The organism is Massilia hydrophila (assembly GCF_020208145.1).
Lineage (GTDB): Bacteria > Pseudomonadota > Gammaproteobacteria > Burkholderiales > Burkholderiaceae_D > Telluria > Telluria hydrophila.
In genome coordinates this window covers 231,941-248,629 of record NZ_JAHYBX010000002.1, presented here as the reverse complement: position 1 = coordinate 248,629, position 16,689 = coordinate 231,941, and the positions used below count along the sequence as shown (strand labels likewise).

20 protein-coding genes and 1 tRNA gene are annotated in these 16,689 nt (G+C 64.3%); 14 read left to right on the top strand and 7 right to left on the bottom strand.

The window, feature by feature from the left end; genetic code table 11:
- Positions 1-5: 5 nt before the first annotated feature.
- Positions 6-1,418: a murein hydrolase activator EnvC family protein gene (locus LE190_RS08260; RefSeq protein ID WP_225238473.1), complete on the bottom strand. Its 1,413-nt coding sequence runs from the start codon at positions 1,416-1,418 to the stop codon at positions 6-8.
- Positions 1,419-1,427: 9 nt separating this feature from the next.
- Complete coding sequence (gpmA, locus tag LE190_RS08255; RefSeq protein WP_225238272.1) at positions 1,428-2,174, bottom strand: 2,3-diphosphoglycerate-dependent phosphoglycerate mutase; 747 nt, start codon at positions 2,172-2,174, stop codon at positions 1,428-1,430.
- 100 nt (positions 2,175-2,274) lie between these two features.
- On the opposite strand from gpmA, the gene LE190_RS08250 reads away from it, so the two are divergent.
- The 5 genes from LE190_RS08250 to LE190_RS08230 all read left to right on the top strand — a co-directional run bounded on the left by LE190_RS08250 (position 2,275) and on the right by LE190_RS08230 (position 5,152).
- Complete coding sequence (locus tag LE190_RS08250; RefSeq protein ID WP_224943899.1) at positions 2,275-2,676, top strand: rhodanese-like domain-containing protein; 402 nt, start codon at positions 2,275-2,277, stop codon at positions 2,674-2,676.
- 23 nt (positions 2,677-2,699) lie between these two features.
- Positions 2,700-2,963: a glutaredoxin 3 gene (gene grxC / locus LE190_RS08245; protein WP_224943897.1), complete on the top strand. Its 264-nt coding sequence runs from the start codon at positions 2,700-2,702 to the stop codon at positions 2,961-2,963.
- A 143-nt stretch (positions 2,964-3,106) separates the two neighbouring features.
- Complete coding sequence (gene secB / locus LE190_RS08240) at positions 3,107-3,565, top strand: protein-export chaperone SecB (RefSeq protein ID WP_225238271.1); 459 nt, start codon at positions 3,107-3,109, stop codon at positions 3,563-3,565.
- A gap of 88 nt (positions 3,566-3,653) precedes the next feature.
- A complete protein-coding gene (locus LE190_RS08235) occupies positions 3,654-4,106 on the top strand; it encodes an SH3 domain-containing protein (RefSeq protein WP_225238270.1) in 453 nt (150 codons plus the stop codon).
- 14 nt (positions 4,107-4,120) lie between these two features.
- Positions 4,121-5,152: an NAD(P)H-dependent glycerol-3-phosphate dehydrogenase gene (locus LE190_RS08230; protein ID WP_225238269.1), complete on the top strand. Its 1,032-nt coding sequence runs from the start codon at positions 4,121-4,123 to the stop codon at positions 5,150-5,152.
- Between the two features lie 8 nt (positions 5,153-5,160).
- Here LE190_RS08230 and LE190_RS08225 read toward each other — a convergent pair whose 3' ends face one another.
- From LE190_RS08225 to mscL, 4 genes are all read right to left on the bottom strand, one after another.
- Entirely contained in the window at positions 5,161-5,535 is a 375-nt protein-coding gene (locus LE190_RS08225; RefSeq protein ID WP_224943883.1) for a cupin domain-containing protein, read from the bottom strand.
- A gap of 20 nt (positions 5,536-5,555) precedes the next feature.
- On the bottom strand, positions 5,556-6,263 hold the full coding sequence (locus LE190_RS08220; protein WP_225238268.1) for a DUF2461 domain-containing protein: 708 nt from the start codon (positions 6,261-6,263) through the stop codon (positions 5,556-5,558).
- A gap of 16 nt (positions 6,264-6,279) precedes the next feature.
- Positions 6,280-7,410 (bottom strand): Do family serine endopeptidase, encoded by a 1,131-nt coding sequence (locus tag LE190_RS08215; protein ID WP_225238472.1) that lies wholly within the window; start codon positions 7,408-7,410, stop codon positions 6,280-6,282.
- Positions 7,411-7,495: 85 nt separating this feature from the next.
- Positions 7,496-7,909, bottom strand: coding sequence for a large conductance mechanosensitive channel protein MscL (mscL, locus tag LE190_RS08210; RefSeq protein ID WP_225238471.1), 414 nt, complete (start codon positions 7,907-7,909; stop codon positions 7,496-7,498).
- A gap of 236 nt (positions 7,910-8,145) precedes the next feature.
- On the opposite strand from mscL, the gene petA reads away from it, so the two are divergent.
- From petA to LE190_RS08165, 9 genes are all read left to right on the top strand, one after another.
- Positions 8,146-8,760, top strand: a complete 615-nt coding sequence (petA, locus tag LE190_RS08205) for a ubiquinol-cytochrome c reductase iron-sulfur subunit (RefSeq protein ID WP_225238267.1) — start codon at positions 8,146-8,148, stop codon at positions 8,758-8,760.
- 1 nt (position 8,761) lies between these two features.
- Positions 8,762-10,177 carry a cytochrome b gene (locus tag LE190_RS08200; RefSeq protein ID WP_225238266.1) on the top strand — a complete coding sequence of 472 codons (1,416 nt, stop codon included), beginning with the start codon at positions 8,762-8,764 and terminating at the stop codon, positions 10,175-10,177.
- 28 nt (positions 10,178-10,205) lie between these two features.
- Positions 10,206-10,967, top strand: coding sequence for a cytochrome c1 (locus LE190_RS08195; RefSeq protein WP_225238265.1), 762 nt, complete (start codon positions 10,206-10,208; stop codon positions 10,965-10,967).
- Positions 10,968-11,066: 99 nt separating this feature from the next.
- Positions 11,067-11,678 (top strand): glutathione S-transferase N-terminal domain-containing protein, encoded by a 612-nt coding sequence (locus LE190_RS08190; protein ID WP_224943868.1) that lies wholly within the window; start codon positions 11,067-11,069, stop codon positions 11,676-11,678.
- A 125-nt stretch (positions 11,679-11,803) separates the two neighbouring features.
- Positions 11,804-12,289, top strand: a complete 486-nt coding sequence (locus LE190_RS08185) for a ClpXP protease specificity-enhancing factor (protein ID WP_225238264.1) — start codon at positions 11,804-11,806, stop codon at positions 12,287-12,289.
- 27 nt (positions 12,290-12,316) lie between these two features.
- Positions 12,317-12,392: transfer RNA gene (locus tag LE190_RS08180), tRNA-Thr, on the top strand.
- Between the two features lie 285 nt (positions 12,393-12,677).
- Entirely contained in the window at positions 12,678-13,226 is a 549-nt protein-coding gene (locus LE190_RS08175; protein WP_225238263.1) for a DVUA0089 family protein, read from the top strand.
- Between the two features lie 254 nt (positions 13,227-13,480).
- Entirely contained in the window at positions 13,481-14,290 is an 810-nt protein-coding gene (locus LE190_RS08170; RefSeq protein ID WP_225238262.1) for an alpha/beta fold hydrolase, read from the top strand.
- 5 nt (positions 14,291-14,295) lie between these two features.
- Positions 14,296-15,894 carry a hybrid sensor histidine kinase/response regulator gene (locus tag LE190_RS08165; RefSeq protein ID WP_225238261.1) on the top strand — a complete coding sequence of 533 codons (1,599 nt, stop codon included), beginning with the start codon at positions 14,296-14,298 and terminating at the stop codon, positions 15,892-15,894.
- A gap of 23 nt (positions 15,895-15,917) precedes the next feature.
- Here the strand turns inward: LE190_RS08165 and LE190_RS08160 are convergent, their stop codons facing one another.
- On the bottom strand, positions 15,918-16,628 hold the full coding sequence (locus tag LE190_RS08160; RefSeq protein ID WP_225238260.1) for a SapC family protein: 711 nt from the start codon (positions 16,626-16,628) through the stop codon (positions 15,918-15,920).
- Positions 16,629-16,689: the final 61 nt, after the last annotated feature.

Genomic DNA, 16,689 nt, shown 5'->3' with positions numbered 1-16,689 from the left:
TGTCCCTAGAATTTGATCCAGCCGGCCGGATCCAGGGGCTGGCCGCGATGCCTGAGCTCGAAGTATAGCCCCGATTCCTCGTTGCCGCCGGTGTTGCCCGCGCTCGCGATCACCTCCCCGGCCTTGACCATGTCGCCGGCCCGTTTCAGCAGGGCCGAGTTGTTGCCGTAGGTGGTCAGGTATTCGCCGCCATGGTCGATGATGATCACATTGCCCCAGCCGCGCAGCCAGTCGGCATGCACGACGCGGCCCGGGCCGGCGGCGCGCACCTCGGCCCCTTCCGGCGCCTTGATGAACATCCCCTTCCAGCTCGGACCCTGGCCGCGGCGGCTGCCGAAGCGGGCCGCCACGCTGCCGTGCACCGGCACCGCCAGCCGGCCCTTCATGCCGGCAAAGGCGCCGGCCGGCACTGGCGGCAGCGCGACCTCGGGCGGCGGCGGCGCGCTTGGTTTCGTTTCCGGCACCGGCTGCTCGGCCACCCGCGGCCGTTCCGGTTCCGGCACCGGCTTGCTGCCGGGCTTGGCATTCTGGCGCGCGATGCGCTCGCGCTCGGCCTTCTCGGCGGCGGCCTTGGCGCGGGCCAGGGCGCGCGCCTTTTCTTCCGCCTCGGCCTTGGCCTTGGCCGCGGCCAGCGCGGCCTGGCGCCGGCGTTCGGCCTCTTCCTGCTCGCGGATCAGGCGCGTCAGGCGGTTCACCAGGCCGGACATGCGCTGCTCGTCGCGCTGCAGGCGGTCGGCCTGCTTGCGCTGGTCGGCCAGGCGGGTCGACAGGTTCTGCAGCAGCGCAGCGCGTTTCGCCTTTTCCTTTTCCAGCACGTCCTTCTGCTGGCGCTGCTCGTCGGCGATTTCCTGCAATTCCTGCTGGGCGTTCTCGACCTTGTCGCGGTTGGTCTCGACCTCGGCCAGGTTGGCGCGCAGGGAGGTCAGCAGTTTCGCCTGGGCCTGCGATACATAGGCCATCATCTGCAGGTCGCGGTGGATGCGGTTCGGGTTGTCGCCCGACAGCAGCAGCTTGATCCGGTCTTCGTTGCCGGCCACGTAGTGCTCGCGCAGCAGCTGTGACAATTGTTTCTTTTGATTAACAATTGTTTGCTGCAGTCGCTCGCCTTGCGTCGACAGCGCGTGCAGGCGGGTGCTGGTCGCGTCCTGTTCCTCGGCCAGGTCGCGCAGGGCGCGGTTGGCGTCGGAGATGGCGGCTTCCGAGGCCGCCAGTTCGTCGGCGGCATCGTCGCGCGCGTCTTCGGTGCGGGCGATGTCGCGCTTGATCGCTTCCAGCTTTTGCTGGATGCCGGCGCGCTGCTTTTCCGCCGTCGCCTTCTGGCGGCTGCGGTCGGTCTGGCGCTGGGCGAGGGCGGAATCGGAGAAGGCAAGCGCCAGCAGCGCGCACAGCAGCGCGCCGGCTGGCTTCGTGGATGGCAAACGCAAGACTTACTTCGCCTTCCCTTGGTTGGCCACGGCCGCCATCGCGGCGGCGATCGCTTCCTGGTCGCCCAGGTAGTAGTGGCGGATCGGCTTCAGGTTGTCGTCCAGTTCGTACACCAGCGGCTGGCCGTTCGGGATGTTGAGGCCGACGATGTCGCTGTCGCTGATGTTGTCCAGCATCTTGATGATAGCGCGCAGGCTATTGCCGTGGGCCGAGATCAGGATCTTCTTGCCGGCGCGGATGGCCGGGGCGATCTCTTCTTCCCAGGCTGGCATCACGCGCGCCACGGTGTCCTTCAGGCATTCGGTGAGCGGGATCTGCGCCTTGTCCAGGCCGGCGTAGCGCGGATCCTTGAACGAGGTGCGCTCGTCGCTTTCTTCCAGCGCCGGGGGCGGGGTGTCGTAGCTGCGGCGCCAGACCAGCACCTGCTCGTCGCCGTACTTGGCGGCGGTCTCGCCCTTGTCCAGGCCCTGCAGGGCGCCGTAGTGGCGTTCGTTCAGGCGCCAGTCGTTCTTGATCGGCAGGTACATCTCGTCCATTTCGTCCAGCGCCAGCCACAGGGTGCGGATCGCACGCTTGAGCACCGAGGTATACGCCAGGTCGAAGGTGAAACCGGCTTCCTTGAGCACGCGGCCGGCCGTCTTCGCCTCCTTGACGCCTTTTTCGGTCAGGTCGACATCGGTCCAGCCGGTGAAGCGGTTTTCCAGGTTCCAGGTGGACTCGCCATGGCGCATGAATACGATTTTGTACATAAGCTCTTCTTTAAGTTGAACAAGTGCGAAACTGCGATTGAAATCCGGTCCAGCATCTTATTTTATAATGCCCCGATTCACTTCAACCAACGGAACCCTTGTGAATTTCATTCTCGATAATATTTTCGTGGTAGCGATCGCCGTGATCTCGGGCGGCGCCCTGCTCTGGCCGGCACTGGCCCCGCGCGGCAAGCGCGCTACCGCGCTGCAGGCCACGCAGATGATCAACCGCGGCAAGACCCTCGTGCTCGATGTGCGTTCCGCCGAGGAATTCGGCAGCGCCCACCTGCGCGACGCGAAAAACATCCCGCTGGCAGACTTGGGCAACCGGATCGGCGAGCTGGAGAAGTCGAAGAACCGCACCGTGATCGTTGTCTGCCAGAGCGGCGCGCGCGCCGACAAGGCCGTGCGCCTGCTGACGGCGGCCGGCTTCGCGGACGCGCACGCGCTCGAAGGCGGCCAGGCAGCCTGGGTTGCGGCCGGCTTGCCGGTGACCAAGTAACAAACATTCAGGAGGAAGCATCCATGTCCGCACACGTCGTTCTCTACCACACCGCCAACTGCCCTTATTGCGTGCGCGCCGAGCGCCTGCTCGAAGCCAAGGGCGTGACCGACATCGAACGCATCCGCGTCGACCTCGACCCGGAGCAGCGCCAGATCATGATGCAGCGCACCGGCCGCCGCACCGTGCCCCAGATCTATGTGGACGACACCCACGTCGGCGGCTTCGACGACCTGTACGCACTCGACCAGGCGGGCCGTCTCGACCCGATGCTGAAAGGCGCCTGAACGACAGGAGAGCCCGATTTGACGGGCTCCGGCCAACGGCGGCAGGGGTATTGCATCCAAATTGATTTTGATACAATTGCCGTCGCGTTTGACCAAAGTACCGGGACGGCGCGCCCGTCCACCCTTAATTTAGAAAGCGTTCCATGTCTGACGAAAACCTGCAACCCGTATTCCAAATCCAACGCGTCTACCTGAAAGACATGTCGCTGGAACAACCGAATTCGCCAGCCATCTTCCTCGAGCAAGAAGCTCCGAGCATCGAAGTGTCGCTGGACGTCGGCGCCGACAGCATCGCCGACGGCATCTACGAAAGCACCGTGACCATCACCGTCACCGCCAAGCTGAAGGACAAGGTCGCCTTCCTGGTCGAAGGCAAGCAGGCAGGCATCTTCGAAGCACGCAACATCCCGGCCGAGCAGATGGATCCGCTGCTGGGCATCGGCTGCCCGAACATCGTGTACCCGTACCTGCGCGCCAACATCGCCGACATCATCAACCGCGCAGGCTTCCCGCCGGTGCACCTGGCCGAGATCAACTTCGAAGCCTTCTACCAGCAGCGCCAGCAGGCAATGGCCCAGGCTGCCGCCGCTCCGGCACAATAAGCACTACCTCTCGCGGACGCCGCAGCGCGGCGTCCGTTCCTCCGGCGCCCCGGTTCATTTACGGTCTCCCGTTCGTCTTCGGCCCGCCATGATGCCAGCCCGTCTCCTCGCCAGCCTGCTCCTGCTCCTGCTCCTGCCGGCGACGCCGTCCGCGTTCGCCCTCGACTTCAAGAGCGTCGGCGCGGCCTCCGTGATCCTGTACGACACTCCCTCGGCCAAAGGCACCCGGATGTACCTGGCGCCGCGCGGCATGCCGCTGCAGGTGGTGTCGAGCTATGGCGACTGGGTCAAGGTGCGCGACGCCAGCGGCGACCTGGCCTGGACCCAGGCCAGGGGCCTGAGCGCGGTGCGCAGGCTGGTGGTGCGCACGCCCGGCACCCGGGTCTACGCCGGCCCGGATGAATCGAGCCAGGTCCTGATGACCGCCGACAAGGGTGTCGTCCTCGACCTGCTCGATCCGAATGCCGCCGCCTGGGCCCGGGTGCGCCACCGCGATGGCATCGACGGTTATGTCCGCGCCAACGACGTCTGGGGCCTGTGATGCCCAGCTCAAGCATGCAAGAACAAAAAACTCCCTCCAAGATCACCGTCCTCGGCGCCGGCGCCTGGGGCACGGCCATGGCGATCGCCTTGGCCCGCCGCCACGATGTCCTGCTGTGGGGCCGCAACCCGGCCCAGATGGCCGAAACCGAAGCGGCGCGCGAAAACCTGCACTACCTGCCCGGCCACCCGCTGCCCGCGGACCTGAAGCTGGGCGCCGACTTCGATGCCGCCCTGGCGCACGTGGTCGAGGCGTATCCGGAGCAGGCCCCCTTGCTGGTCCTGGCCTGCCCGGTGGCCGGCCTGCGTCCGCTGCTGGAACAGTTGAAGGGGCGCGCGGTGCCGAACGTGGTCTGGCTGTGCAAGGGCTTCGAAGCCGGTACCGGCCTGCTGCCGCACCAGGTCAAGGACGAGGTGCTGGGCCAGGCGGTGCCGGGCGCGGCCCTGTCCGGCCCTTCGTTCGCCCAGGAAGTGGCGCGCGGGCTGCCCTGCGCGCTGACGGTCGCCTCCACCTCGGAAGCGCTGCGCGAACGCGTGGTGGCGGCGGCGCATGGCGACAATCTGCGTGTCTATTCCTGCGACGACATGGTCGGCGTGGAAGTAGGCGGCGCCGTGAAGAACGTGATGGCGATCGCCACCGGCGCCGCCGATGGCCTGGGCCTGGGCCTGAACGCGCGTGCGGCCCTCATCACGCGCGGCCTGGCCGAGATCACCCGGCTTGGCGTGCACCTCGGCGCCCAGCCCGCCACCTTCATGGGCCTGGCCGGCATGGGCGACCTGATCCTCACCTGCACGGGCGACCTCTCGCGCAACCGCCGCGTCGGCCTGGCGCTGGCCCAGGGCAAGCAGCTGGACACCATCGTGGCCGAACTGGGCCATGTGGCGGAAGGCGTGCCGTGTGCGAAATCGGTGCGCATGCTGGCGCAGCGGCTGGGGGTGGACATGCCGATCACGAATGCGGTGGCGGCGGTGCTGTTCGACGGCGAATCGGCCGCCGAGATGACGCAGCAGCTGCTGGCGCGCGATCCGCGCGACGAGCTGGCCTAGTACATGGATCAGTTGCCCGAACCGCGCGGATCGCGGGTCGGCCCGCCCGTGCGCACCGGTCCCAGCAGGATGGTGAGCAGGGCCACCGCATCCTTGTTGGCGCGCACGGCATGCGGCTCGCCGCCGGCCAGGTAGACCATTTCGTTCGGCCGCAGGATCGTGGTGCGCCCGTGCGCATCGAAGGCGATCTCGCCTTCCAGGCAGACCAGGGTCATCTCGCCCTCGACCCGGTGCTCCGGCATCGGTTTTTCCTTCGGCAGCACGAGCCGGATCAGTTCCATGTGCTCGGTCTTGACCAGCGCGATCGACGTGAAATGGGCGATGTCGTCGTCGCCGCGCTGCAATGCGATGCGCTCGCCCGATACTGCGTGTTGCAAGGCCATGTCGCCCCTCCTTTGTACGGTTAATCTCCGGCGCTTTCCCCGGCCGGCTCGGGCAGCTCGGGCACGCCGCGCAGCCAGCTGACCAGCGCGAACGCATCCTGCATGCCGCTTGCCAGCTGCGGCACCAGCAGCTCCGGCGCGTTCAGCAGCAGCGGCACCTCGACCCACACGAAAAAGCTCTTCAGCTTCAGGTATTCCACCAGCGGGTGGGCGGGATCGACGCCCTTCGGCGGGCGCTGCAGTTTATCCTCGTCCTGCAGGTCGCCATAGGTCGCGCGGAGATGCTTATTCTTCAACATTTTGCTGAAGCCTGTCGCATCGTTGACCACGTGCTGGCGGATCGCCTTGAGCCGGTGCGCCGGCGGCAGGTACTCGCCCGCGCCGAACAGCAGGGTGCCGTTGGCTTCGATATGGAAGTAATAGGTCGGCCCGCCGGCCGCGCTCGGACGGCGCTTGTTCAGCGGCGCGATCCCCGCCGAGAAATGGGTTTTGTAGGGACGCTTGTCTTTGGCGAAGCGCACGTCGCGGTGGATGCGGAACAGGGCTTTTTTGGGATCACAGCCGGCCACGGCCTTGTCGAAGCTGCCCAGTTCCTGGATCAGTTCGGTGACCACCTGCAGGAATTCCGCGCGCAGGATGTCGTAGCGGGGTTTGTTCCACAGGAACCAGGGGCGGTTGTTGTTTTCGCTGAGTTCGGTCAGGAATTGCGTCAGGTCACGCAGGTGCATGCGGGCTTCCAAAAAATTACTGGGGCGGGCGCGGCCGCTTGCCGACGGTGACGTCGAGCGTGGACTCGCGGTTCTTGCGCAGGACGCGCATCGGGGTCTTTTCTCCCGGCTCGAGCTGGGCGATCAGGTTCAGCATCTCGCCCGTGTTCGCCACCGTCTTGCCGCCGACGGCCACCAGGATGTCACCCGGGCGCATGCCGGCACGGTCGGCCGGCCCGCCGCGCACCACGCCGGCGATGATCGCGCCGCTCGAACGGCCCAGGCCGAAGCTCTCGGCCAGCTCGGGCGTGATGTCCTGCGACTCGATGCCGATCCAGCCGCGCACCACCTGGCCATGCTTGACGATGGCGTCCAGCACCGATTTCGCCGTGGTAACGGGAATCGCGAAGCCGATCCCGACCGAGCCGCCGGTCTGCGAATAGATCGCCGAGTTAATCCCGAGCAGCTGGCCATGGGTGTCGACCAGCGCCCCGCCCGAGTTCCCGAAATTGATCGCGGCGTCGGTCTGGATGAAATTCTCGAAATGGTTGATGTGCAGGTTGTTGCGTCCGAGCGCCGAAATGATGCCCAGGGTGACGGTCTGCCCCACCCCGAATGGGTTGCCGATGGCCAGCACCACGTCGCCCACGCGCGCCGCGTCCGGGTCGCCCAGCACCATCACCGGCAGCTGGCGCGCCGCGATGCGGATCACGGCCAGGTCGGTTTCCGGGTCGGTGCCGACGATGCGTGCCGGCGCCTTGCGCCCGTCGGCCAGGCCGACCTCGATGACGTCGGCCCCTTCGACCACGTGGTTGTTGGTCAGGATGTAGCCGTCGGCACTGACGATCACGCCCGAACCGAGGCTGGCCATGCGCTCGTCGGGCGGCAGCCGGTCGCCGAAGAAGCGGCGGAAGAACGGATCCTTCAATAGCGGATGCGTCTCGCGCGAGGTCTTGCTGGTGAGGATGTTGACAACGGCCGGCATGGCGCGCCCGGCCGCCTCGCGGTAGCTGCCGCTGGCCGGCACGCTGGCGCCCTGCAGCAGCGGCACCGACTTGCCCGGTGGGCCCAGCGTGACCTGGGCCGGCGCGCGCTGCAGCCAGTCCGGGCGTAGCGCGGCCACCACGAAATACAGCGCCAGCGCAACCGTGACGGCCTGCGCGAACAGCAGCCAGAAACGCCTGAGCGTTCCCGGCCGGCGCCGCGGGCGCGTGCCCTGCGGCCTGAGTTCGTGGACGCCGTCGTTCACCGGTTTATTTCCTCAAGGAGTCGCGGATCTCGCGCAGCAGGACGATGTCTTCCGGGGTGGCCGGTGCTTCCGGCACCGGGGCCGGGCCGCGCAGGCGGTTTACCAGGCGCACCATCTGGAAGATGACAAAGGCCAGCAGGATAAAGTTGATCAGAATGGTCAGGAAATTCCCGTAGGCGAGTACGGCGCCGGCCTTCTGCGCTTCCGCCAGCGGCAGGCTGCTGTCCTGGCCATTCAGCGGCAGGTAGTAATTGGCGAAATCGAGACCGCCAAACAACATACTGATCGGCGGCATGATCACATCCTTCACCAGCGAATCGACGATGCGCCCGAACGCGCCGCCGATGATCACGCCAACCGCGAGATCGACGACGTTGCCGCGCATTGCAAAGGTTTTGAACTCTCCCATCATGGACATGGTCATCTCTTTCATTGTTATTGATACAAACTTGATACAAACGAAATCATCATACCGCAAGCCGAAAACGACGTCCGCACTGCCTTCAGACTGTGTGTTCCGCGCACAGCTATTCGTGCCGGATGTATCCGCTTGATAATTTTTTTCCAATCGGTATTGCCCTTCACATATAATTTTGTGTTGCTGAAAGCTCTTTATTGATTCTTAAGATTCGTTTTTCACGGAGTGGGGTTGGTATGAGTAATGAAAAGCAGGTCGATTCAGGCCGACGCGGACTGCTCGTCGCGACATGCGCTGCAGGTGGCGTCGTCGGGGTGTCCACGGCGGGAGTTCTTGTCAGTACCTTCCAGCCGTCGGAGCGCGCGAAAGCCGCTGGCGCCCCGGTCGAGGTCGACATCTCCGACGTCAAGCCGGGCGAAATGAAAGTGGTCGAATGGCGTGGCAAGCCGGTCTGGATCCTGCGCCGCACGCCGGAAATGCTGGCCACCCTGGAAAAGGACAGCGCCGAACTGGCCGACCCGAACTCCGAAAAGGTGTACCAGCTGCCCATGCCGGCATACGCCCAGAATCCCTACCGTGCCCGCAAGGAGCACAAGGAAGTGCTGGTCACGGTCGGCATCTGCTCGCACCTCGGCTGCTCGCCGTCCTCGCGCCTGTCATCCGGACCGCAGCCCAACCTGCCGGACAACTGGCCGGGCGGCTTCCTGTGCCCCTGCCACGGGTCGACCTTCGACCTGTCGGCGCGCGTGTTCAAGAACAAGCCGGCGCCGACCAACATGGACATTCCTCCTTACATGTATCTGTCCGACAACAAGCTGGTGATCGGCAAAGACGAGAAAGGCGAGGCATAACATGGGCGGCCCATTCAAGGAAACGCAGGTAGCTGCGGACGCACCGGTCGGCCAGAAGGCGCTGGCCTGGGTCGACGACCGCTTCCCGCTGTCGAAGCTGTGGAATGACCAGTGGGGCAAGTACTACGCCCCCAAGAACTTCAACGTCTGGTACCTGTTCGGTTCGCTCGCCATGCTGGTGCTGGTGCTGCAGATCGTCACCGGCATCTTCCTGACCATGCACTACAAGCCGGACGCCAACCTGGCCTTCGGTTCGGTCGAATACATCATGCGCGAAGTGCCGTGGGGCTGGCTGGTGCGCTACATGCACTCGACCGGCGCGTCGATGTTCTTCATCGTGGTCTACCTGCACATGGCACGCGGCCTGATGTACGGCTCCTACCGCAAGCCGCGCGAGCTGATCTGGCTGTTCGGCTTCGCGATCTTCCTGTGCCTGATGGCCGAAGCCTTCTTCGGCTACCTGCTGCCATGGGGCCAGATGTCGTACTGGGGCGCCCAGGTGATCGTCAACCTGTTCGGTGCGATCCCGGTGATCGGCCCGGACCTGTCGCTGTGGATCCGCGGCGACTACGTGGTCTCCGACGCCACCCTGAACCGCTTCTTCGCCTTCCACGTCATCGCCCTGCCGCTGGTGATCCTGGGCCTGGTGGCGGCGCACCTGATCGCGCTGCACGAAGTCGGCTCGAACAACCCGGACGGCATCGAGATCAAGGACAACCTGGATGCGAACGGCCACCCGGTAGACGGCATCATGTCGCACCCGTACTACTCGACCAAGGATTTCTTCGGCGTGTCGGTGTTCCTGCTGATCTTCTCGGCGATCGTGTTCTTCGCGCCTGAGATGGGCGGCTACTTCCTGGAATACAACAACTTCCTGCCGGCCGACTCGATGAAGACCCCGCCGCACATCGCGCCGACCTGGTACTTCACGCCGTTCTACTCGGTGCTGCGCGCCACCACGGCCGACTTCATGTACGTCCTGATGATCGCGGTCGCTGCCTATGTCGTCTTCATCTGGATGAAGTCGCGCCTGTCGCACAAGGCCAAGATGATCGTGTCCGTGATCGGCCTGGTCCTGATCGTCGGCATGCTGCCGCAGGTGCTGGATGCGAAGTTCTGGGGCGTGGTGCTGTTCGGTTCGTCGGTGGTGATCATCGCCCTGCTGCCGTGGCTGGACCACTCGCCGGCGCGCTCGATCCGCTACCGTCCGGACTGGCACAAGTGGGTGTACATCGTGTTCGGCCTGTGCTTCGTGGCCCTGGGCTACCTGGGTACCCAGCTGCCGACCCCGACCTACACGATCATCTCGCAAGTGGCGACCCTGCTGTACTTTGCGTTCTTCCTGTTGATGCCGTGGTGGAGCACGATGGGCCGGTTCAAGCCGGTCCCGACGCGCCTGACCTTCACGCCCCACTAATCGCGGACCAGAGCACAAGGACAAGAACATGAAACTTGCGAAGAAACTGATCGCCGTCCTGGCCCTGCTGCCGGGACTGGCATTCGCTGCCGAGGGCGGCTTCCCACTCGAGCCGGCGCCAAAGCGCAGCGACCTGTCGTCGCTGCAGAACGGCGCCAAGCTGTTCATCAACCATTGCCTGAACTGCCACTCGGCATCGAGCATGCGCTACAACCGCCTGCGCGACCTGGGTCTCTCCGAAGAGCAGATCAAGAACAACCTGTTGTTTTCGCAAGACAAGGTTGGCGGCATGATGACGACGGCCATGCGCCCGGACGACGCCAAAGCCTGGTTCGGCGCGGTGCCGCCGGACCTGTCGGTGATCGCGCGCGCGAAATCCTCGCCTGCGGGCTCGGGTGCGGACTACCTGTACACCTATCTGCGCACCTTCTACAAGGATGACAACCGCCCGACCGGCTGGAACAACATGGTGTTGCCGAACGTGGCCATGCCGCACGTGATGTGGCAGCAGCAAGGCGTGCGCCAGGCCAAGTTCCAGGAAGTGGCCGACCCGCATGAGCAGGGCAAGACCGTCCACAAGTTCGTCGGCTTCGAAACGGTCACCCCCGGCACGATGAGCCCGCAGGAATTCGACACCGCTACCGCCGACCTGGTTGCCTACTTGAGCTGGATGGCTGAGCCAGCGCAAGACCAACGTAAGAAGTTGGGGGTTATTGTGTTGCTCTTCCTGTCGATTTTCGCCTTCCTGGCCTGGCGCCTGAACGAGTCGTACTGGAAAGAAGTGAAGTAAATTCGCTTTCATTGCCCGGTTGGCTATAATACGGGCAATCATTTTTCGGGGTGAATCGCTAGGCGCTTCACCCCATTGTTTCTTGAGGAACTACAAACCATGATGGTTCTCTACTCCGGCACCACGTGCCCGTTCTCCCAACGCTGCCGCCTGGTCCTGTTCGAAAAGGGCATGGACTTCGAGGTGCGCGACGTCGACCTGTTCAACAAGCCGGAAGACATTTCGACCATGAACCCCTATGGCCAGGTGCCGATCCTGGTCGAGCGCGAACTGATCCTGTACGAGTCGAACATCATCAACGAATACATCGACGAGCGCTTCCCGCACCCGCAACTGATGCCGGCCGACCCGCTCATGCGCGCCCGTGCCCGCCTGATGCTGTTCAACTTCGAGAAGGAACTGTTCGTCCACGTGCACGTGCTGGAAAGCGAGCGCAACAAGGCGAACGACAAGAGCCACGACAAGGCGCGCAATGAAATCCGCGACCGCCTGACCACGCTGGCCCCGCTGTTCCTGAAGAACAAGTACATGCTGGGCGACGAGTTCTCGATGCTGGACGTGGCGATCGCCCCGCTGCTCTGGCGCCTGGACCACTACGGCATCGAACTGTCGAAGACCGCGGCGCCGCTGATGAAGTACGCCGAGCGCATCTTCTCGCGTCCGGCCTACATCGAAGCGCTGACCCCGTCCGAGAAGGTGATGCGCCGTTGATGCCCGCTGCGGGCGAGCCGCCTCGCCCGCATGCCGCATTCGACGATTCTCCATGCGCCGGTTGCGGACGCCCTCGCGGTGAATCCGCTACACTGGCGCACAGCTTTGCTTTTTTAATCACATCCATGTCAGAGATCTCCACCAAGCCCTACCTCCTGCGCGCCATCTACGAATGGTGCACGGACAGCGGCTACACGCCCTACCTCGCCGTCAAGGTCGACGCCGCCACCACGGTGCCGATGGAATATGTGCGCAAGGGCGAGATCATCCTGAACATCAGCTATGGCGCCACCTCGGGCCTGAAGATGGACAACGATGCGATCCACTTCCGGGCGCGCTTCAATGGCGTCTCGCGCGAGCTGTACATTCCGGTGCAGAACGTGCTGGCGATCTATGCCAACGAGAATGGCCAGGGCATGGCCTTCGAGGTGAACGCGACGGCAGCGGAGATGGCGCCGCTCGACTCGGGCGACGAGGCCTCGGCACCATCCCTGTCGGCGGTACCGGGCACCGGGGCGGATTCGCCGGCCGAGCCGGGTACCACGGCACCGGATGGCGATGACGAGCCGCCGAAGAAGGGCGGACGGCCGACCTTGACACGTATTAAATAGCGTATAATCGTCGTTCTTCAGAACACAGCCGACTTAGCTCATCAGGTAGAGCAGTTGATTTGTAATCATCAGGTGGCGGGTTCGAGTCCTGCAGTCGGCACCAATACAATCAAGCACTAGCCCAGCCTTCATGGTTGGGCTTTTTGCTTTCTGGCCCATGTACGCGCGTCAATCCGGATTCGCTCGGCAGCGAGACATCCAAACGCGGACTGCCTTGCCTGGACAGCGTACCAATCCATCCCCAACGATTCCTGTCGAAAATTTTTACACAATTTATTGTGTATTTTTCTATATTTCATTAAATCATTGATTTTAAAAAATATTTTTCCCAGGCATGATTATTGCTTTTAGAAAATTGCAATTTTAAAACTACTCCTAGGGATTCCAAATGAAAAAAATTATCGGCGCAATGGTTGTCGCTACCACTCTCGGTTCAGCTGCAGCAAGTGCCACCACCTATAATGAAGACGGCGATGCGGGCCATACCGCGCTGACCGCGCAATCGGTCAAGAACGGTACGACACAAATCAAGGGCGCCATGAGCATCACCGATTCGGTGGATCTCTTCAAATTCAAATGGAACGGTGGCGACTTCAGCGCATCGACGACGAACATCACTTTCGACACGATGTTGTTCCTCTTCGATCAAGACGGCAACACGCTAGCCTTCAACGACGATTATAGTGGCTTGGCCTCGTATATTTCCCGGACCCTGAGCGCAGGCGACTACATGCTCGCAATTAACGCGTATTCATATAACTACGGCGGCAATCTCGCAGGCTTTGCCGGTGCACCAAGCGTCCCGGGTCGTAATGGCACCTATACAATCAACCTGAGCCAGGTCGACAGCACCGACGTTCCAGAACCGGCGACCCTGGGTTTGCTGGGCCTGGCCGCCATCGGCCTCGGCCTGGCGCGCCGCCGCAAGCAAGCCTGATCCGTCTGGCTTCACCCTCGCTGGCTGCCACGATTGCCGCAGCCAGCGATTCCTGACACGCTGCATTGCTCGGCAAAAGGGCCTGCGCTTCTGCGCAGGCTTGACCGAGTTGCTGAAGAATCACAGACCTGGACCGTTCGGCATCCCCAAACCGCCAGCAAATCCAATACAGGACAATTCCGGGTCAACCGTACGCTCACGCATGGCATTAACTGGCTATAATCGCCGTGTTAATGTTTTTTCATTGCCCTCCGATGAGCTCCCGTATCCAGCAACGCAACAACGTTCGTGTGACCGGGAATGGCCCGGCCACCATGGTGTTCGGCCATGGCTTCGGCTGCGACCAGACCATGTGGCGCTTCCTGGCGCCGGTTTACCAGGACCGCTACCGCACGGTGTCCTTCGACCTGGTCGGCAGCGGCAGCTCCGACCTGGGCGCCTACGACCGCACCAAGTACGGCAGCCTGCACGGCTACGCCGACGACCTGCTCGAGATCATCGACGCCTTCGCGACCGGCCCGGTGGTGTTCGTCGGCCATTCGGTCAGTACCATGATCGGCCTGCTGGCCACGATCAAGGCACCGGAAGCGTTTGCGGCCCAAGTCATGGTCGGCCCCTCGCCCTGCTACATCAACGACGGCGACTACGTCGGGGGTTTCAGCCACGAGGACATCGAGGAACTGCTGGAGACGATGGACGCGAACTACCTCGGCTGGTCGAGCAACATGGCGCCCGCCATCATGGGCGCGCCCAGCCGGCCCGACCTGCGTGAGGAACTGACCAGCAGCTTCTGCCGCAACGACCCTGAAATCGCCAAGCATTTCGCCCGCGTCACCTTCACCTCTGACCACCGTGCGGACGTGCCGAAGTCGAGCGTGCCAGCCCTGATCCTGCAATGCAGCGACGACCTGGTGGCGCCGCTTGCCGTGGGCGAGTTCCTGCACCGGCACCTGCCGGCCAGCCGCCTGCACATCATCGAAAACGTCGGCCACTGCCCGCACATGAGCGCACCCACCAAGAGTTCACGCGCGATCGACGACTTCCTGGCGCAGACCCTGCGCTAAATGCCGTGCCCCCTGCCCTCCCCCACGGCGAGCTGCTGTTCGCCGATGCCGCCTGCGCACTCTTGATCACTGCCACCGATGGCCTCGTCCTGCGCGCCAACGACACGGCCTGCACCTGGCTTGGCTACGAGCATGCGGAACTGGCTGGCACGGTGCGCATGCGCGAGCTGCTGCCGGTTGGCGCGCGCCTGTTCTACCATACCCATTGCCAGCCCATCCTGGAGGTGCAGGGCTCGGTGGCCGAGATCCAGGTCGACCTGCGTACCCGCAGCCAGGAACGCCTGCCGGTCCTGATCAATATCGTGCGCCGCCAGCACGAAGGGCACGTACTCGATCACTGGGCCTTCTTCAAGGCCACCGACCGCAAGGCCTACGAGCGCGAGCTGCTGCATGCGCGCAAGGCTGCCGAAGCGGCGCTGGAAGCGCGCCGCGAGGCCGATGAGGCCCTCAAGCATCTCAATGCCCAGCTGTCGGTGGCCGACCGCCGCAAGGATGAATTCCTGGCCACGCTCTCGCACGAGCTGCGCAATCCGCTGGCGCCGATGCGCAGCGCGCTGGACGTGCTGACGCTGAAGTTCGCGCACAGCGCCGACAGCCGCCTGCTGCAGGCCTTCGACCGCCAGCTGCGCCACCTGACGCGCCTGGTGGACGACCTGATGGAAGTCTCGCGCATCACCCAGGGCCGCATGCAGCTGCGCCGTGCTCCGGTCGACCTGAATGCACTGGTGCGCGGGGCGGCGCAGGACCTGGCCCCCGCCATGGAGGCGGCGCGCCATACGCTGCGCCTGTCGGTGACGGCGGCGCCGCTCAGCGTCGATGGCGATGCGACCCGTCTGTCCCAGGTGGTGCTCAACCTGCTGACGAACGCCGCCAAGTACACGCCGGATGGCGGCCGGATCGAACTGCGGCTGGGCTGCGTGGACGGCATGGCCGAGATCGAGGTGAGCGACAACGGCATCGGCATCCCGGCCGATGCGCTGGCCAACATCTTCAACATGTTCTCGCAGCTCGAACCCGCACTGGAGCGCGCGCGGGGCGGCCTCGGCATCGGCCTGGCGCTGGTGCGCGGCATCGTCGAACTGCATGGCGGCAGCATCGCGGCGCACAGCGCCGGCCTGGGCCAGGGCAGTTGCTTCAGCGTGCGCCTGCCCCTGGCGGCGCGGGCGGATTGCCCTGCTCCGCCGGTGGCCGATGGGCAGTCTGCACTCGCGCCTGCGGCGCGGGTGCGGGTGCTGGTGGTGGACGACAACGAAGACGCGGCCCAGACCCTGGCGCTGGCGCTCGAATGCGCGGGTTGCGAGCTGCGTATCGCCCATACGGCGGCGCAGGCACTGGAGCTGCTCGCCGCCTTCTCCCCCGAGGTCGCGCTGCTGGACATCGGCCTGCCCGACCTGAACGGCTACGAACTGGCGCGTCGCATGCGCCAGCTGCCACAGGGACAGGGCACGGTCCTGATTGCAAGCACCGGCTGGGGCCAGCAAAAGGACCGCGAGCGCGCTTTCGAGGCCGGGTTCGACCATCACCTCACCAAGCCGATCGATTTTGCGTTGCTGCAGCCCCTGCTGCACGCTAGGGAAACAGGCGCGGCCAGGCAGCCTCGCTGATCCGCGCTGCGTGGCCGGGTGATTCAGCCGCGCGCAGCCCGGCGCGCGTTCTTGCGGTCGATCAGCGCGCGGAAGTTCGACAGCGAGGCAAGCTGGAAGTAGATCGGCCCGAGGTAGCCGACATGGTGCAGGCTGTCGAGCGCCGCTGCGTCCAGCGCCCCCAGGCGGTCCTCGTTGATGGTGTAGAAACCGTCCAGGCGGTTCTTGGTCCCGTCTTCGAGCGTGATGTCGAGCGAGAAGCCTTCGAGCAGGTCGTGCCTGACCAGCGCGTCGCAGAAGGCGGCGTTGGATTCCAGCCCCTGGTGCACGGTGACCAGCATCGCATTCACGTGCTCGAGGTAGGGGCTCATGCCGCCTTCCGGCAGGAAGATCGGCTCGCCTTCGGTCTTGCTGAGGCGCGGGCTGTCGAGGTCGATGTGGATCATCAGCTCGCCACCGTTGCGGCCGATCAGGAAAGGCAGGCGCTGCACCAGCAGCGGGATGGTGGCGGCATCCCAGTCCTTCTCGTCCAGGAACAGGTTCTCGTCGGCCTCGAAGCCGAACAGGACGATCGGCTCGAAGGGATGGGATGCGCTCTCCTTGCGGAAGATGATCGGGTAGTGCGCCTGCAGCGCGCGGAATTCGTTCGGGAAGGTCGGCACGAAGGGATGGCGCTCGTCCATGTCGCTGCCATGGCGGGTGATCACGCGCAGGTCCTTGTGATCGATGTTATTCAGCAGTACGGGATTGGCCATGGGGTTTGTCTCTTTCAGGTTGTTGTTGGTCCGTGCGTTCGGTATCGTAGCGCGAACACGG

Coding starts and splice junctions, on each gene's coding strand:
- LE190_RS08160 (WP_225238260.1), bottom strand. CDS start 16,628: ATGGCCAATCCCGTACTGCTGAATAACATCGATCACAAGGACCTGCGC.
- LE190_RS08185 (WP_225238264.1), top strand. CDS start 11,804: ATGTCAGAGATCTCCACCAAGCCCTACCTCCTGCGCGCCATCTACGAA.
- LE190_RS08195 (WP_225238265.1), top strand. CDS start 10,206: ATGAAACTTGCGAAGAAACTGATCGCCGTCCTGGCCCTGCTGCCGGGA.
- LE190_RS08230 (WP_225238269.1), top strand. CDS start 4,121: ATGCAAGAACAAAAAACTCCCTCCAAGATCACCGTCCTCGGCGCCGGC.
- LE190_RS08200 (WP_225238266.1), top strand. CDS start 8,762: ATGGGCGGCCCATTCAAGGAAACGCAGGTAGCTGCGGACGCACCGGTC.
- mscL (WP_225238471.1), bottom strand. CDS start 7,909: ATGTCCATGATGGGAGAGTTCAAAACCTTTGCAATGCGCGGCAACGTC.
- gpmA (WP_225238272.1), bottom strand. CDS start 2,174: ATGTACAAAATCGTATTCATGCGCCATGGCGAGTCCACCTGGAACCTG.
- LE190_RS08235 (WP_225238270.1), top strand. CDS start 3,654: ATGATGCCAGCCCGTCTCCTCGCCAGCCTGCTCCTGCTCCTGCTCCTG.
- LE190_RS08190 (WP_224943868.1), top strand. CDS start 11,067: ATGATGGTTCTCTACTCCGGCACCACGTGCCCGTTCTCCCAACGCTGC.
- LE190_RS08175 (WP_225238263.1), top strand. CDS start 12,678: ATGAAAAAAATTATCGGCGCAATGGTTGTCGCTACCACTCTCGGTTCA.
- LE190_RS08220 (WP_225238268.1), bottom strand. CDS start 6,263: ATGCACCTGCGTGACCTGACGCAATTCCTGACCGAACTCAGCGAAAAC.
- secB (WP_225238271.1), top strand. CDS start 3,107: ATGTCTGACGAAAACCTGCAACCCGTATTCCAAATCCAACGCGTCTAC.
- LE190_RS08170 (WP_225238262.1), top strand. CDS start 13,481: ATGAGCTCCCGTATCCAGCAACGCAACAACGTTCGTGTGACCGGGAAT.
- LE190_RS08225 (WP_224943883.1), bottom strand. CDS start 5,535: ATGGCCTTGCAACACGCAGTATCGGGCGAGCGCATCGCATTGCAGCGC.
- grxC (WP_224943897.1), top strand. CDS start 2,700: ATGTCCGCACACGTCGTTCTCTACCACACCGCCAACTGCCCTTATTGC.
- petA (WP_225238267.1), top strand. CDS start 8,146: ATGAGTAATGAAAAGCAGGTCGATTCAGGCCGACGCGGACTGCTCGTC.